General features: G+C 44.4%; 16 protein-coding genes. 10 read left to right on the top strand and 6 right to left on the bottom strand.

What is annotated here, in order from left to right; translation table 11 throughout:
- Positions 1-101: 101 nt before the first annotated feature.
- On the bottom strand, positions 102-1,208 hold the full coding sequence (mqnE, locus tag NSS66_RS19465) for an aminofutalosine synthase MqnE (protein WP_023990177.1): 1,107 nt from the start codon (positions 1,206-1,208) through the stop codon (positions 102-104).
- A gap of 372 nt (positions 1,209-1,580) precedes the next feature.
- Here mqnE and NSS66_RS19460 point away from each other — a divergent pair, with 372 nt between their 5' ends.
- The 4 genes from NSS66_RS19460 to NSS66_RS19445 all read left to right on the top strand — a co-directional run bounded on the left by NSS66_RS19460 (position 1,581) and on the right by NSS66_RS19445 (position 5,590).
- Entirely contained in the window at positions 1,581-1,940 is a 360-nt protein-coding gene (locus NSS66_RS19460) for a HesB/IscA family protein (RefSeq protein WP_013311832.1), read from the top strand.
- Between the two features lie 639 nt (positions 1,941-2,579).
- Complete coding sequence (locus tag NSS66_RS19455; protein ID WP_069080300.1) at positions 2,580-2,945, top strand: hypothetical protein; 366 nt, start codon at positions 2,580-2,582, stop codon at positions 2,943-2,945.
- Positions 2,946-3,138: 193 nt separating this feature from the next.
- The gene (locus NSS66_RS19450) at positions 3,139-4,713 is read left to right on the top strand and encodes a sigma-70 family RNA polymerase sigma factor (protein ID WP_340959582.1); all 1,575 of its coding nucleotides are present in this window, start codon (positions 3,139-3,141) and stop codon (positions 4,711-4,713) included.
- 433 nt (positions 4,714-5,146) lie between these two features.
- Complete coding sequence (locus NSS66_RS19445) at positions 5,147-5,590, top strand: ferritin-like domain-containing protein (protein WP_049828413.1); 444 nt, start codon at positions 5,147-5,149, stop codon at positions 5,588-5,590.
- Positions 5,591-5,610: 20 nt separating this feature from the next.
- Here NSS66_RS19445 and NSS66_RS19440 read toward each other — a convergent pair whose 3' ends face one another.
- Both NSS66_RS19440 and NSS66_RS19435 read right to left on the bottom strand, forming a co-directional pair.
- Entirely contained in the window at positions 5,611-6,321 is a 711-nt protein-coding gene (locus NSS66_RS19440) for a DUF421 domain-containing protein (protein WP_028541438.1), read from the bottom strand.
- A gap of 356 nt (positions 6,322-6,677) precedes the next feature.
- The gene (locus tag NSS66_RS19435) at positions 6,678-7,556 is read right to left on the bottom strand and encodes a LysR family transcriptional regulator (RefSeq protein ID WP_071642816.1); all 879 of its coding nucleotides are present in this window, start codon (positions 7,554-7,556) and stop codon (positions 6,678-6,680) included.
- Between the two features lie 148 nt (positions 7,557-7,704).
- On the opposite strand from NSS66_RS19435, the gene NSS66_RS19430 reads away from it, so the two are divergent.
- The 6 genes from NSS66_RS19430 (at position 7,705) to NSS66_RS19405 (ending at position 12,939) form a co-directional block, all read left to right on the top strand.
- A complete protein-coding gene (locus NSS66_RS19430; RefSeq protein WP_028541440.1) occupies positions 7,705-8,622 on the top strand; it encodes a DMT family transporter in 918 nt (305 codons plus the stop codon).
- Between the two features lie 641 nt (positions 8,623-9,263).
- On the top strand, positions 9,264-11,030 hold the full coding sequence (locus NSS66_RS19425; protein WP_340959578.1) for an RICIN domain-containing protein: 1,767 nt from the start codon (positions 9,264-9,266) through the stop codon (positions 11,028-11,030).
- 264 nt (positions 11,031-11,294) lie between these two features.
- Complete coding sequence (locus tag NSS66_RS19420; RefSeq protein WP_013311822.1) at positions 11,295-11,639, top strand: YkvA family protein; 345 nt, start codon at positions 11,295-11,297, stop codon at positions 11,637-11,639.
- 30 nt (positions 11,640-11,669) lie between these two features.
- Complete coding sequence (locus NSS66_RS19415; protein ID WP_025723578.1) at positions 11,670-11,996, top strand: hypothetical protein; 327 nt, start codon at positions 11,670-11,672, stop codon at positions 11,994-11,996.
- 18 nt (positions 11,997-12,014) lie between these two features.
- Positions 12,015-12,305 (top strand): hypothetical protein, encoded by a 291-nt coding sequence (locus NSS66_RS19410; protein WP_013311821.1) that lies wholly within the window; start codon positions 12,015-12,017, stop codon positions 12,303-12,305.
- Positions 12,306-12,618: 313 nt separating this feature from the next.
- Entirely contained in the window at positions 12,619-12,939 is a 321-nt protein-coding gene (locus NSS66_RS19405; RefSeq protein WP_014277849.1) for a hypothetical protein, read from the top strand.
- Between the two features lie 158 nt (positions 12,940-13,097).
- Here the strand turns inward: NSS66_RS19405 and NSS66_RS19400 are convergent, their stop codons facing one another.
- The 3 genes from NSS66_RS19400 to NSS66_RS19390 form a co-directional block, all read right to left on the bottom strand.
- Positions 13,098-13,955 carry a 1,4-dihydroxy-6-naphthoate synthase gene (locus NSS66_RS19400; RefSeq protein WP_340959577.1) on the bottom strand — a complete coding sequence of 286 codons (858 nt, stop codon included), beginning with the start codon at positions 13,953-13,955 and terminating at the stop codon, positions 13,098-13,100.
- Positions 13,956-14,618 (bottom strand): futalosine hydrolase, encoded by a 663-nt coding sequence (locus tag NSS66_RS19395; protein ID WP_340959614.1) that lies wholly within the window; start codon positions 14,616-14,618, stop codon positions 13,956-13,958.
- Between the two features lie 200 nt (positions 14,619-14,818).
- On the bottom strand, positions 14,819-15,064 hold the full coding sequence (locus NSS66_RS19390) for a hypothetical protein (RefSeq protein WP_007431922.1): 246 nt from the start codon (positions 15,062-15,064) through the stop codon (positions 14,819-14,821).
- Positions 15,065-15,140 lie beyond the last annotated feature (76 nt).

Genomic DNA, 15,140 nt, shown 5'->3' with positions numbered 1-15,140 from the left:
GCCTTTGTCAGGCAGACCAGCGTATTCCGAGGCAGCAGATGCTGCATGGTGTGAGTAATGGGGATGAAATGCTCGCGGGAAATTTGAATCCGATATTACATTTATTCGAAAACTTCGATTTCGTTATAGAAGGTGTCCCGTTCAACAGGTATACGTCCGGCACCTTTGACCAGCCAGATTAGCTCTTTACGGGTCAATCCGGCAGGGGTTAACGCACCTGCGGCATGGCTGATCTGCTCACGCACAATCGTGCCATGGACGTCTGATGCGCCAAAGGTGAGAGCGACCTGCGTCAATTGCGGTCCAATATTAATGAAGTAAGCTTTGACATGGTCGATATTGTCCAGCATCAGGCGGCTGATCGCAATGGTTTTGAGATCCTCGTAAGCGGAGTTACGACGCATGATGTTGGCGTTTTTGCTTTTCGGCTGCATGGACAGTGGAATAAATACCATAAATCCGTTCGTTTCGTCCTGCAATTCGCGAATTTGCAGCATATGTTCAATACGATCCTGATACGATTCGACCGAACCGTACAGCATAGTCGTATGAGTTTTCATGCCGAGATTGTGGGCCGTGCGATGTACTTCGAGATAGCGGTCCACGTTGGCTTTGGTAACACGCATCTTCTTCCGATATTCGTCGGACAAGATTTCCGCGCCACCACCAGTCAGGGATTGAAGTCCAGCCTTTTGCAGCTCCTGAAGCACTTCTTTAATACTCAAGCCGCTTATGCGTGTGAAAAAGTCAATTTCCGCTGCAGTGTAAGCTTTCAGTGTAACGTGAGGATACTTTTCATTCAGTGCCTTCAATGAGTCTACATAGTATTGGAAAGGCACATGATTATTATGACCACCGACGATATGAAATTCTCTTACCCCCGGATGGATGTGCTGCTCTACATAATCAATCATTTCCTGCCCGGACAACGTATAAGAGCCGTCCTCCCCCTGATCCTTGCGGAAATTGCAGAACGCGCAGCGCGCTTCGCATACATTGGTGAAGTACAGGCTCATGTTTTCGATAAAATAAACCTTTTTTCCGTTCTTGCGTAAATTAGCTTCGTTAGCCAACTGACCCAGTGTGAGGATATCGTCAGTTTCATACAAATATATACCGTCTTCAAGGTTCAAACGAATACCGTTCTGTACCTTTTCTACAATTTCCGCCATTCTGCGGTCTGTAAAAGGTGTAACTAATGTGGACATGCCTATTCCTCCTTCAAGTTGCTCTGTGCGAGGCTGTCCGCCAAATCAGCGGCACAAGCGCTAAGTGCGCACAGGATGTCCCGTTCCGTCGGTAAGAATCCGGCAGCGCGGATATACGATATGTGAAAAATGTTACAATGCCAGGCTACAATGATGAATATCTCAAAATATCGCCTTTGAAATGACAAATTTCCGACAGTTTCTTTTACACACTCTTCACCTATTATAAACCTCACACCACCGGTGTTCAATACAAACGAATAGAAAAACAGGTCTTTAAGCCTGTAAGGGAAGGACATTCCATGACTTGAGCACCTGCAAATAGTGGAGTATACTGAAGGAGAACATGAAGTAAAAGAGGAGGATGGAGCTATGATTAACATCACCGATTCCGCTGCTGAGCGTTTGAAGGATATGCTGGAGCAGCAGGAAACGCCGAATATGTTTTTACGTCTGGGTGTTACGCCGGGCGGTTGCACTGGATTCTCGTATGCAATGGGCTTTGACGACAACGAGACGGATCAGGATATATATATGAACGTACAGGATATGAAGATTGTAGTGGAAAAGGAAAGCATCCGCTACCTAGACGGTCTGGAAATCGACTTTGAAGAGTCTGGAATGTCAGGCGGGTTCACGATTCATAACCCGAATGCTGTAGCGACATGTGGCTGTGGTTCAAGCTTCCGTACAGCTACAGATGCCGGGAAACCGAACGAAGAGCCTTGTTAAGATAGTTTAAAAGGGTACAATGAAAATGAATTGTCTGCAAACCTTAATGATGGGGCGTTAACAATTCGAAAATGTAAATCAAGACCTCCAGAACGGTATAGTCAGGTACTATATTCGTCCTGGAGGTCTTTTTAATATGTAAAGATTACTTTACTTAAGATCATTATCACTACGTATGGATTGGACCAATTTACTCAAGACATTAAAAAAGGCAAATACAACTGTAAAAAGTAAGAGAACTACGGGTTTAATTTCAATCTCAGAAAAAACACTATATAGAACTAAAAATGTGAAAAAGAGTACTGAGCTATTTACGTTTTGTTTTGTGTAAATAGATTTTATAAAATCCATTGTATCACTCTCCAATTTGATTATAAGAATTCAAAACATATAGTATAAGTACCTCATTAACAAAATAGAAGTTAACTCGGTATATATACCATATTGCTGATGATTTTTGAGAGAGAATATATGCGAATGTATTTAATGAACGACTTCTTATACATAAATTACAGTATTGCATACAAACCTCCAGGACTTATCGAATAAAAAATTCACATTATTTGAATTAGAGTTTTACTTCACTAAAATTTCAAGTATAGGAACTTACAATTGAATTCTGAGGGAGTGAAAGTATATATGAGCAATCCAGTTGGCTTAAAAAGAGTTACTATGACATATGGAACTGATGATGACCCTCATATGTATGAATTATTTGAGGGAGTTCTGTATGATCGTAGCTATTTCTTTTATCTTGAACATGGGATATTGTGTCTGCGGCATGTACGAAAGGTAGATCAACCGGATCATCCACATCTTTATGTGGATGGGGAAAGTGGGGGCCTCCAACTAGCGAACAATGTACAGCGTGAGATAATGGAGGTCGTTACAGAAATGATTGAGCGTTTGCGTAGTAAGGATGGATTGGCGTTTTTACTGGATGAACTGCTATGGCTACATGGTCGAAGTCATATTGAACTTAACCTCGTAAAAAATAAAGGATGATATATTTCTGTTGAAAACCAACAGCCTGTAACTACATTATGCTTCTATTGAGAAAGAATCTGTTAATATGGTTGCTGTGTTCAGTGAAGCTCTTTATCAATCAATTCATTTTTCCATCAATATGATTTGTAACCTTCCTCCACGGAGTTGGCACTTAAGAATAAGAACACGAAAGAAAAGAGGCTAGGAACGTATGAGGGAGTGGGTTGAAAAGGCGCGGCTAGGGGATGCGGAAGCGTTCGGTCAGCTGATGCTGCATTTTCGCGGGATGGCCTATGCGGTGTCCTATGACATGCTGAAGGATGTTCATCTCGCGGAAGATGCCGTGCAGGATGCGTTCATAGAGGCTTATCAGAATCTGGAGAAACTGCAGACCCCGTCCGCTTTTCCAGGCTGGTTCAAGACCATTGTCGTAAGACAGTGCCAGCGGATGCTGCGGCGCAAGCATCATTCGATGCTTCCTCTGGATGAGGCTGTGCAGGTTTCCGGAGGAGTACCGGGTTTAGCAGAAATTGCGGAGCGTAGGGAGGAGAGCCAAGTTCTGCAACAATCGGTGAAGGCACTGTCTGCCAAGCTGCGCGTGCCTCTGCGATTGTTTTATTTTTACGGCTACTCTCTGCAGGAAATTTCGGATTATCTGGGCACTCCGGTCCCGACGCTTAAGAAGCGGCTGCACGATGCCCGCCGAAAGTTGAAAGGTACACTCCCGGTAGCCGACCTTGTTTCCGTATTCAATCATTTGTATGAGGGAGGGCAAAACATGCTGCATATTGTTAACGGTGATGTTGTAGGCGAGATGTTGAAGCAGGGTGTTGTACAGGGTGATGTGCTTGTATGGAGAGAGGTATATCCGGCAGGACCGATATTTGCAAATCCAGCGGGGGCGGAAGAACGGGCACTGCGGGCCCAGGTCCTGGAAGAAACGATGGGTATTCCGGCCAGCAAATATATTACGGGGTGTGAGAAACAAGAGCAGAAACTTCGTGAGTTTATTAAGTATGATGAAGTCGTGTTGTGGTTTGAGCATGACCTGTTTGATCAGAGCATGCTCGCCTATCTGCTCCACTGGTTCAAAAGACAGAAACTGGGCCGCACGAAGCTGAGCCTGCTCTGTATCGGGGAGTTTCCGGGAATCGAACGGTTCCATGGTCTGGGACAGCTCACTCCGGCACAGCTTCAGACATTATCCGGTACCTGGCGGACTATTGGGCGGCAAGAAATGGAACTCGGAAGCGAGCTTTGGCAGGCGTATGCTTCTCCTGATCCTGTTCAAATGGCTAATCTGCTGGAAAACAAGAAGGCAGAATTGGCAGCATCCGGCCTGCCTTTTGCCTATGAAGCTTTCACAGCGCATCTCAAGCGGCTGCCCTCGGAGCAGAATGGTCTTGGCGTTGTGGAACAGACCACGCTTCAGGCCGTTCATAATGGAGTGAATACGCCATTGGAATTGTTTCGTCAGGTAACTGACGTCCTGCATGTGCTTGGGATGGGTGATCTCGAATACTGGAAATTTATTCGTGCTTTGGCGCAAGGCGAACATCCTTTGCTGATCATTGACGGGGATGAGGCCAGCTTGGATTTCAGACAAATTCCGGATTTTCTGAACCGAAAGGTAATTCTGACAGAGTTGGGTAATGAGGTACTGAATGGATCAGCGGACCGCATTGCAGTTCAAGGGATCGACGAGTGGTTTGGGGGGCTGCATCTCCATGGACATGAGGTTTCTTGGCGATGGGATGATTTGGCTGGTGGATTGGTCCGACATTGAAGAAAGTATAGAAGCAGATTGTTTAAAGTGCGAAAGAGTTTTCCGTTTATGGAAAACTCCTATTTGTTTTTTTAGTAGACTATATTAAGACAAGAAAACCAGCTAATGTTTGTCAAGGAGTCTCTCGTCTATTTCTCTGTAGCTTATAGCAATAGATGCAGCACTTTCAACTATGACACAAATCGTAATTAATTTTTTAGTGAGTTCTTCCCCTGTGTTAGCTATCATCAGTATAATCAACCCAGTATGTTGGTAAGTCAAATAGCCACTAGCATTACTTCACTAGAAAAGGGCGACTAGGAGTGTGCGAAACAGTCATTTTTCCTAATGTTAGGAACCGACATGGGCAGATGCGCATATACTTTCTAAAAACTAACATCGGGAGGAGATAAACTTGTATCAAGTACCTTCTTACTGGGGAAATTCATACTATATGCGGGCCAATTTTGTACCTATCTGGAACACAGGATTTCCGAAAGCAGTACAAATGATAAAGGAAGCGGTACAAGGGGAGCGTAACGATGAGTTGTTCTACGATGAATTGATCAATTTGGCTCCCTCACAAGAGCAGGTGGCTATTATTGAAAGCATCCGTAACGATGAGCGCGGCCACAATAAAATGTTCAGAGAGATGTATCGGGCTTTGACAGGACAAGAAATTGCAGGCATCAGTAGTGAGCAATATGAGAGGGTGCAATCTTATACAGAAGGTTTACAGCGCGCCTTGATGGGGGAGTTGGGTGCGGTGGAACGATACCGCAACATCTGGTTTGGATTGCCTGCTGGCATCTATAAGGACACGGTGTACGGTATCATATTGGATGAGCTTAAGCACGCTGCCAAATACAATTATCTGATTACGTTGAATCTCAGGTAACTATTGATCGAAAGTCAATACTACTCCACATCAATTGGATGCTGGATTTTATCCTTATATTCATCCACATAGAGTTGGCCGTTGCTGCCTTTAACGGCATAGAATACGTCCTCTAACTTTTTGTCGCGTGCCTTCAGTTGAGACAGCAGCCATGATTCGGGAATATGATTGGAGTTTAAATTGCCATGTAAAAGCTGTCCGTCGATTACAAGCTCAATTGGGAACTGTGTGGCATTACCTGCATTCAACTGCAGGTCTTTTAATGTCACGGCTTGCAGTTCCTTTTTCTTTTGAACAGATAGTTTTCCGTTAATCTCAAGGAGGGCGTACTCCACTTCTTCTATATTAAAAATTTCTTTCTGGCGAAGCTGTTGATTTAAAGAATCTAATGTCATATTATTTTTTTTTAAGTTATCTTCGAGAATGAACCCTCCTTCTATGAGCACGGTGGGTGCTCCCTCTGTCCACATCTTAAAGTTTCTGAATTTCAAAAAAAACTTGGATAAAACATAAGAAGTAATTGTAAAAACAGACAGGGCTATTAATAGGTGGACAACTTCTATTTTTTCGTTAAAGGCAAAGTTGGCTGCTATAGCCCCTAATATGACCGCCGTCACGAATTCGTGAAAGTTCATATTGGAGAGGGTTTGCTTCCCCAGTATTCTCCCAATTAGCATGAGGATAACGAATGCAGAGAAACTTCTGATCAAAATAACGAGATGGCCATTCATGCAAAAGCCTCCTAGTTTAAAAATTGCAGGTATTCAACATATAGGTTACCCGCCGCACTAGAATAATATACCAGTGGAATTAATGTATTATATGTGATGTAAAAACTTGTTGGCGCAGGCGATCCCAGCTACCTTGTAAGGCTTGCCTTCTTTCTTTTTCTTTTCTTAATAGACCTTTAATTTTTGATTTGCTCTTTGTCGTAGTCCAGCATAGGCAACCAATTGTTTCGGCCCCACGAATTGTTTCCGTCTTTCCCTAAAACCACCTGAAATGGGTTAGAAATTTAGCTATTTGGTCGAATGATTTGATTTCTCTGCATATGAATAGACCTCCTTATGATCATGATCCAATGCTTCTACTGCTTCGAATCCGTAAATAGCTCCTGCGCGGTTCGCACAAATAACTGTACAGCAAGTGAAGCATTATGCAGGGATGGTACAGCGATACCGATTTGGCGTGTGATCAGAGGTGAAGTCTCCTTGACGGTCAGATCATGGGGGAACGTGGACAAGGCGAGTGAAGAGACAATGCCCATACCCAGTCCTTGTCGAACCATGCTGACCAAGGTGCTGATATTATGAGTAATGAATTGTGCCTGCAACTGACTTTGTTCGCGTTCAAAACCTTCCATAATGGCGACCTCATGTCCACCTTTACAAAAGATCATATCCTGCTCATTCAAGTCTCGAATGGCGATTTTGTTGTGCGATTGCAGAGGGTGACCGTCTGGCAGGAGAATAACCATGTCATCCTGACATAAAGGGATGACATCTACCTGAGGGTCTGGTAACAGGATGATACCCGCTTCGATTTCTCTGGTATGAACCCACTCCTTGACTTCATTCGTGGAGCCTTCATGTAGGTCGAAAACAAGGTTCGGATAATGCTGACGAATATGATGAATAATCGGGGGCAGAAAATAGGCTGAGGCAGAAGGAAAGGCACCGATCGTGATCGTGCCCACGTCTAGACCTTTTTCAGCAGCCACCTGCTGCTGTACCTTTTCCATGCTTTGCAGCATCATACGGAATTGCAGCAGTACCTTGTTCCCGATATCGGTCAGCAGCACTCCTTTTTTTCGGTCGCGCAGCAATAGCTGGACATCCAGCTCGTTTTCGATGCTGGCGATGGCATGGCTGACCGCGGGCTGCGTCATATGCAGCTCATGGGCAGTTTGGGTGAAGCTTAGCGTTTCAGCTACGCGAACGAAGATCATAATTTGAGTAATGGTCATAAGTGAAAAGTTATCTCCCTTATTGAAAACATTCATTTTATTTATTAGTGATCACAGTATACGCTAGTAAAGCAAAACTTTGCAAACGGCTATTCAGATTTTAGTCGGTAGCAATGAACGATGAAAATCTAAGGGAGAGAAGATATCTATGAAAAAATTAACACCTAAAGCTACACTGTGGCTTGTCTTGATATTAGTGATGGTATGGGGGATCAACTGGCCGTTGACCAAGCTGGCTTTGCCAGATACACCGCCGATATTTTTTTCAGGAATCCGTACCCTACTGGGTGGTGTGATTCTGCTATTGTTCGCTATGCGTCACCGGGAAACCTTGCGCTTTAGACAGAATGCGTGGACTTATCTTGTGCTGGCCATATTTAATATTGCAGGCTACTATGGCTTGCAGACGGTAGGGCTACGTTATTTGCCTGCTGGGTTATTTTCCACTTTAGTGTTCCTTCAGCCGATCTTGTTGGGATTATTCTCTTGGATGTGGTTGGGGGAGCGTATGTTTCCCCTGAAGGTCATTGGACTGGTACTGGGTTTTGGCGGGGTGATCGTGATTAGCTCTGGTGGGATGGCAGGGCATTTGTCGGTACTGGGCATTGTGTTGGGGCTAGCTTCAGGACTGTGCTGGGCGCTCGGAACGATTTATATGAAGAAAAAAAGCAATCAATTGGACTCCATTTGGGCGGTGACGATGCAGCTCATTTTTGGGGGGATCATACTCAATGGGATTGGATTTACGACCGAGAAATGGAGCGATATTCACTGGACTACCTCCTTTATCGCGATTTTATTGTTTATTTCGATATTCGTGATTGCGATGGGCTGGATGATTTATTTTAAACTGATCGATAACGGAGATGCAGGAACCGTCGGCTCCTATACGTTTATGATACCGGTGTTGTCCACGGTCTTTAGTATGGTAATGCTCAAGGAATCACTTACTTTGACGTTTGTTGTGGGACTGGTGCTGATTGCAGGCAGTGTGTATCTGGTAAATATTAAAGAAAGAATAGAGTTATCAACCAAGTATCAGAACGGTGAGACATTTGAGGATTAACGGGGGCGATGGATCAGGAAGAACTTCAATAACTTCTTTCATGCACGCATATTGGAAGCACCAATATAGCGTGCTTTTTTTGACTATGATTTTCAAAGAGGTTTGTCGTACCAAATTAGCTAACAAGATGTACTGTTATAAAAAACATTAAACTAACAAAATGACGTTAAAGGTTTTTTTGTTTTTTTATAGTTCTCGTTCTTATGTAAAGAATTCAATGAATATAATATTTTAGAGCAAAAAAAGAGGTGATAAAAGAAACGTGGTACTCAATATCACTAATTTGTTATGTTTATAGGATGTTTGTTTTTTATAATGATTGTATTTTACGTATTTTTGTTATGCTAACAATTGACATTTAGTATAACGTAAACTAGAATGAGTAAGAATTCATTTCCCAATCACATAATTAGTTTGGAATAATTGAAAACGTTTACCTAATATTAGGATAGAGCTCTTTTTGGTTCTTTTTTCTTTTCCGAATTATGGCCGGAAGGGAGAGATCGTAGTACGTGCCTAAGGGATGGAAATTTGAATATATAAGCTAAGGGAGAGGGGTAAGTCGAGATGCAGTTAAATAGAAATGTTGGAAACTTCGAGCAAACGGTGAATTGTAACGCTGGTTACCTGGAGGTTACAAAATGAAGAAGTTATTGTCGTGTTTGATCTCGTTGAGTATGCTTGTTTATATATTGCCGACCATGATTGTAAGCGCTAACAATGATGGAGTTACTAATCTAGCGCTTGATTCAACACCGTCTGCCCAATCGGATATTATTTCAGATGCTGTTTACAAAATTACTGCACAGCATAGCGGAAAAAGCCTGGAAGTTGAAGGGGGATCAAAGGATGACGGAGCGAATGTTCAACAATGGACCGATAACGGAAAGGAGCAACAGAAGTGGAGAGTGGTTGACGTCGGTGGTGGATATTATAAGCTGATCTCGCAATCTAGTGGCAAAGCATTGGATGTAGCCGGTGGTAATACCCATGACGGAGCGAACGTTCAACAATGGACAGACAACGGGAACGCTCAGCAAAAATGGAAAATCATTGACGTTGGTGGTGGATATTATAAGCTGATCTCGCAATCTAGTGGTAAAGCATTGGATGTTGTCGGTGGTTATACCCATGACGGTGCAAACGTTCAACAATGGGCCGACAACGGTAGCGCTCAGCAAAGGTGGAGATTCACACAGATTGATACGACAACAGATACGACACCTCCAACCGCCCCAACAAACCTCCAAAGCTCATCCAAGACGAGCACATCTGTCACTCTTACATGGACGACCTCAATAGACAATGTAGGTGTAACTGGCTACGTTATTTATAACGGAACAGATCTGGTAGGCACGAGCACCACAACAAGTTATACAGTGACGGGTCTCACTGCGAACACATCCTACAACTTCACTGTAAAAGCGAAAGATGCAGCAGGCAATATTTCGGAACCAAGTAATGTCTTAAAAGTAACAACAAATTCCGACTCCTCTCAAAATACAGGATTTTATGTTAAAGGTACGACGCTTTATGATGGCAACGGAAATCCCTTTGTCATGAGAGGAATTAATCACGCTTACACTTGGTACAAAGGTCAAGAGTCAGTTGCGATACCTGCAATTGCCAAAACCGGAGCGAACACGATTAGAATCGTGTTGTCTGACGGTCAACAATGGACGAAAGATGATTTGTCAGCGTTGCAAAACCTGATCACTTTATCAGAACAAAACAAATTGGTTGTTATCCTTGAAGTACATGATGGTACGGGAAATGATAATGCTGCTGTGTTGAATAAAATCGCAGATTACTGGATTGAAATGAAAAGTGCACTGATTGGAAAAGAAAATACAGTCATTCTCAACATCGCGAATGAATGGTTTGGTACTTGGGATGGGAACGGCTGGGCACAGGGGTATAAATCAGTTATTCCAAAGCTAAGAAATGCTGGCATCAAAAATACCATTATGGTTGACGCCGCTGGGTGGGGGCAATATCCGAAGTCGATTTTTGACTACGGAACGCAAGTGTTTGATGCCGATCCGCTTAAAAATACGATGTTTTCCATTCATATGTACGAATACGCTGGGGGAAATGCCGAAACAGTAAAAAGCAATATTGACAATGTATTAAACAAAAATCTAGCTCTCATCATTGGAGAATTCGGAATCAAGCATACAAATGGTGATGTTGACGAGGCCACCATTATGAGTTATGCCCAACAAAAAGGTGTAGGTTATCTCGGATGGTCTTGGAAAGGAAATGGATCAGGTCTAGAATATTTGGATATGTCAAACGACTGGGCAGGATCGAGCTATACTGAACAAGGACATGCCATTATTGAAGGTCCAAATGGCATCAGAGCAACATCCAAGTTAAGCACGATTTATAGCAACGGTAAACAGTAAAAGATTCATATTGTTTTAGTAACGGCCTTTTCTCGAAATTTTAATGGGAAAGGTCGTTTAGTTTGTTCTGGAATCGTAAGCAAAAGCCTGTACAAATACATTGGAGCAAGGAATAGGAAAAATATACTAGAATATCAAAGGAGGTCATAGTAAAATATGACTATAAGTCTGTTGAGTTAGTGAAAATGACGGTTCAAAATTATCCGCTTGGTAAGCGGGAAGGTGGCACTTTCAAACTCACCAGTCAGCAATAGGAGGAACCTAATGAAGGATTTTGACGTAACCAAAGCCAAGTATGATCCAAAACAGGAAGAACAGGTGAAAAAGGGATTTTTCAACAAGGTGAAGTCCACGGCTGGAAAAGTTCCCTTTGTGAAAGATGCGGTGGCTATGTACTATTGTGCGATAGATCCTGAAACGCCTCTGTATGCCAAAGGGGTAGCATTCGGAGCCTTGGCGTATTTTATTTCTCCATTAGATGCTATATCAGATGTTATTCCGATGTTGGGTTTTACAGATGATGCGGGGGTTGTGCTAGCAGCTTTGAAAGTGTTGGACATGCATATCAAGCCTGTCCACCGGGAGAAGGCGAGCGAATTTTTGTCTTAAGGAATGCAAGTGGAGCGGGGGAGCTAAGGAATGGACAGATATACACCTACAGCGAGGGAACGCTGGCAGATGAAACAGAGTGAGCCACAGCCGCAGGGCTGGGTGCTCGCTCTATTTGGCTGGATTTTTGCAGGTTTGGGGTTCGTATTTAGTTTTTTTGTCTTTGGAGGATTGTTGGGTGTCTTAGGTTTGGTTTTCGGAATTTTAACGAAACGAATGGAGCAAAGAAACACGCAGGGCATTTTCATTATTGTAATCAGCTCCGTTGCTATTGGCATCGGCCTATTGATTTTTATGATTTTTTTTGCGCAAGGTTTTGTAGAAGGTCTAAGAGAAGGGTATAATGAGCATTATTAGGTCAGGGAGGTAACGGCATTGAGCGTCATTATTTCACAGCAGATCTCGGCAACGGGCGTGAAGGAATATACGAAGGTGATGAAAACATTTGATTCCCAGTTTACACCTTTGGTTGGACAGAAAATTAGGGATACGGCATTTGGCGATATGCAATATTACGATGTCGAGGACGTATTTATTGATCTAGCGGAGAATGAATATTGGGTAATTCTACCTGCCGTTTTGCTGCATTCTGATGATATTGAGGATATACGAGACGCTGTGCGTGAGTATCGTTCACACGGTTGGGAATGTACGAAACCTCTGTAAATGCATACCACTTAGGCATCTATACGGAAACGTCTTTCTTTTGCGAGATAGGCGTTTTTTTGTGTATTTGTGTATAAACTATTTCTAATGATTGGCATGAAAAGAAAGAATTTATGCTGAAAATGCGCAAATTGTATCATTTTTTATCATAAAACGACAAGTTGGGAAATGAAAACGGCCTTAATGTGTTATACTTAGTATATCAAAGGACAAGAGTCTAAAACGACCGGTAAGGCCCTTTCTTTGAAGAGCCTCTGAAAGGTTCAACGTTTATCCAAAATAAATGGTCAAAAGGAAAAGGGGAAATGCTAACGTGAGAGTGAATTTGAAATTTACCAACAAAGGGCAAGTTGCAGTTGAGAAGTTCAACAATGAGGAGCTTATCGAAATCTTTACCCGGTACATTAAAACGTTAAGCAAGAAGTATGATATCTCGGTTACCGTACCGGAGGATCTGAATGAGCAGATCTTGGCAGAGGGCACCGTGAAGGTCGTGTTGGATAAGATTAATTGTGACATGGACGCTTTTTTCAAGGAGCTGAGCCGGGATATCAAGGTGCCGCTGGTCAAAAGATTGGGTACCAAACTGGATAACGTATTTAAGACCGAGGTTGTAGAGCAGGAACAGAACTAAGAATAAAGGATCAAGCGAGTCCGAATGAGGATTCGCCATATGAAATGATAAAACCTCCCGAATGGGGCGCATGGCTAGGCCATGTGCTCGTTCGGGAGGTTTTATATGTTTAAACTACTCTATTCAGCATGAAAACATGCATAGCATGTCTGTCCCTTTTAACGTGTTGTTGTGGAAGTAGGGCGCAGAAGAGCTAAATCAAACGAAGGTACCAGCCCTTCCTGCGCAGCGCGACCAAGCAAAGCTTCAATGGCGGCATATCCGCTGTCGCCCAGATTGGCGGTAAAATCGTTTACGTAAAGGTCGATATGCGATTGGGCAACATCGGGTGAAAGTTCCTGCGCATGAGACAATACATATTCACGCGAAGCTTCAGGATGCTTCCAAGCATATTCGACAGAGGCGCGTATCCAGTTTGTGATCGCATCCAGATCCAGCGTACGGCGGGCAATGATAGCTCCGAGCGGGATCGGCAGCCCTGTATCTTCTTCCCACCAGTTCCCCAGATCGACTTGCTTACTAAGTCCGTAGGACGGATACGTGAACCGTGCTTCATGAATAACCAGTCCGGCATCTATCTCCCCGTCACGGACAGCAGGCATGATTTGGTCGAACGGCATCACGACGATCTCACCGACACCCCCAGGCACATGCTTGGCTGCCCACAGGCGGAACAGCAGATAGGCAGTGGAACGTTCACTCGGAACGGCTACACGCTTGCCAGACAGGGCTTCCGGGCCTTCGACGGTGGAACCTTCCTTGGTCAGCACGAGCGGGCCACAACCCCGGCCCAGTGCGCCTCCACAAGGCAACAGGGCGTATTCATCCAGCACCCAAGGGAGTGCAGCATACGAAATTTTCATGATATCCAGTCCGTCTGGTGTGATCGCCAGATTGTTGGTGATGTCGATATCGGCAAATGTAATGTCCAGCGCGGGTGCGCCCGGAATCAATCCATGAGCCAGGGCATGGAAGACAAAAGTGTCGTTAGGACAAGGTGAAAAAGCAATTTGCATCTATATAACCTCCGTTAATGTAGAAAATGCGGCTTCCAACGCTTGCAAAGCCTCTTTGATCCGCCAGGCTGCACGGTCACGTGGACCAACAGCATTGGAAATCGTGCGGATTTCCATCGTCGGCAGTTCCAGCCTATTTGCCGCCACGGCTACGCCGTAGCCTTCCATCGCTTCGGCAGCAGCTCCGGGAACGCGCTTGGCCAGCTGTTCCGCTGTTGCCGCCGTACCGGTGGCCGTAGAGACGGTCAGGATCGGCCCCGCGACAGCTGTCTGTCCAGCGGCACGCAACGCCTGAACGAATCGCTGCGCGGTGGCAACATTCACGGCAATTCGGCTTGAGCCGAAACCCAGCTCGTCCACGCTGCTGAAGCCCTCTGCCGTCTCGGCACCCAGGTCGGCGGCAATGATCACGTCAGCAACAACGACGCTTTCCAGTGCAGCGACCTCCACGAAGCCGCCACCAATTCCGGCGCTGATAACCAGCCGGTAGTCACCAGCCGCCGCCAGTGCTAGCGCGGTTGAAGCCGCTGCGGACGGTGCGCCCACGCCAGCCAGCTCGACCACAAAACGGGTATCGCCTTTCAGGCCCCGCAGTACAGCTTCCCGTTCGCCTTCAACCGCGGTCATAACCAGGATGCGTCCATCTGATGTTGTATGCTCCATCGGTTGATTCCCCTTTAAATTTAGGTAATATGCTCCCTTATCATACTGCTTTTCGAAACGATGTTCAAAAAAAGTCGACAAAAAAAGCGCTCTGAGGCGCTTTTTGGAAAAACTGCAGGATTCAGCAGATATGAAAATCGGTAATTGTAACATAAAACAATTCTAATCTGGAAGAACAGCGCAGGCATAGCATATAATAATTATATCGGCTGATCCTTCGTGATTAACTGAAACATGGTAATATTGCGGTCATAATGGCTTGGGGTTCCATCTTGATTGCGCACCCGAATCATCTCGCTACTGAATAACTCGATATATCCACAGCCAATCTCACAGTATACACCTGTAGGGTCCTCTTGCCAGACCGAAACGAGGTGTTGAGACAGCGCCGCGGTGAAAAATTCGATGTTTTTTTGCAGTACGCGTGGCGTTTTCTTGGGTTCCATAACGTAAATCCTCCCTATATCATGCCATTTAAAAATCAGCAATTGAACGTGGCTTCTAAGTGGTTACTACACATCA

Source organism: Paenibacillus sp. FSL R10-2748, from assembly GCF_038005565.1.
Lineage (GTDB): Bacteria > Bacillota > Bacilli > Paenibacillales > Paenibacillaceae > Paenibacillus > Paenibacillus polymyxa_B.
The sequence above is the reverse complement of the archived record's forward strand: the minus strand, read 5'-3'. Positions and strand labels throughout refer to the sequence as shown.

Coding starts and splice junctions, on each gene's coding strand:
- NSS66_RS19400 (WP_340959577.1), bottom strand. CDS start 13,955: ATGCAAATTGCTTTTTCACCTTGTCCTAACGACACTTTTGTCTTCCAT.
- NSS66_RS19425 (WP_340959578.1), top strand. CDS start 9,264: ATGAAGAAGTTATTGTCGTGTTTGATCTCGTTGAGTATGCTTGTTTAT.
- NSS66_RS19445 (WP_049828413.1), top strand. CDS start 5,147: ATGCGGGCCAATTTTGTACCTATCTGGAACACAGGATTTCCGAAAGCA.
- NSS66_RS19395 (WP_340959614.1), bottom strand. CDS start 14,618: ATGGAGCATACAACATCAGATGGACGCATCCTGGTTATGACCGCGGTT.
- NSS66_RS19430 (WP_028541440.1), top strand. CDS start 7,705: ATGAAAAAATTAACACCTAAAGCTACACTGTGGCTTGTCTTGATATTA.
- NSS66_RS19450 (WP_340959582.1), top strand. CDS start 3,139: ATGAGGGAGTGGGTTGAAAAGGCGCGGCTAGGGGATGCGGAAGCGTTC.
- NSS66_RS19455 (WP_069080300.1), top strand. CDS start 2,580: ATGAGCAATCCAGTTGGCTTAAAAAGAGTTACTATGACATATGGAACT.
- NSS66_RS19440 (WP_028541438.1), bottom strand. CDS start 6,321: ATGAATGGCCATCTCGTTATTTTGATCAGAAGTTTCTCTGCATTCGTT.
- NSS66_RS19460 (WP_013311832.1), top strand. CDS start 1,581: ATGATTAACATCACCGATTCCGCTGCTGAGCGTTTGAAGGATATGCTG.
- NSS66_RS19420 (WP_013311822.1), top strand. CDS start 11,295: ATGAAGGATTTTGACGTAACCAAAGCCAAGTATGATCCAAAACAGGAA.
- NSS66_RS19435 (WP_071642816.1), bottom strand. CDS start 7,556: ATGACCATTACTCAAATTATGATCTTCGTTCGCGTAGCTGAAACGCTA.
- NSS66_RS19390 (WP_007431922.1), bottom strand. CDS start 15,064: ATGGAACCCAAGAAAACGCCACGCGTACTGCAAAAAAACATCGAATTT.
- mqnE (WP_023990177.1), bottom strand. CDS start 1,208: ATGTCCACATTAGTTACACCTTTTACAGACCGCAGAATGGCGGAAATT.
- NSS66_RS19415 (WP_025723578.1), top strand. CDS start 11,670: ATGGACAGATATACACCTACAGCGAGGGAACGCTGGCAGATGAAACAG.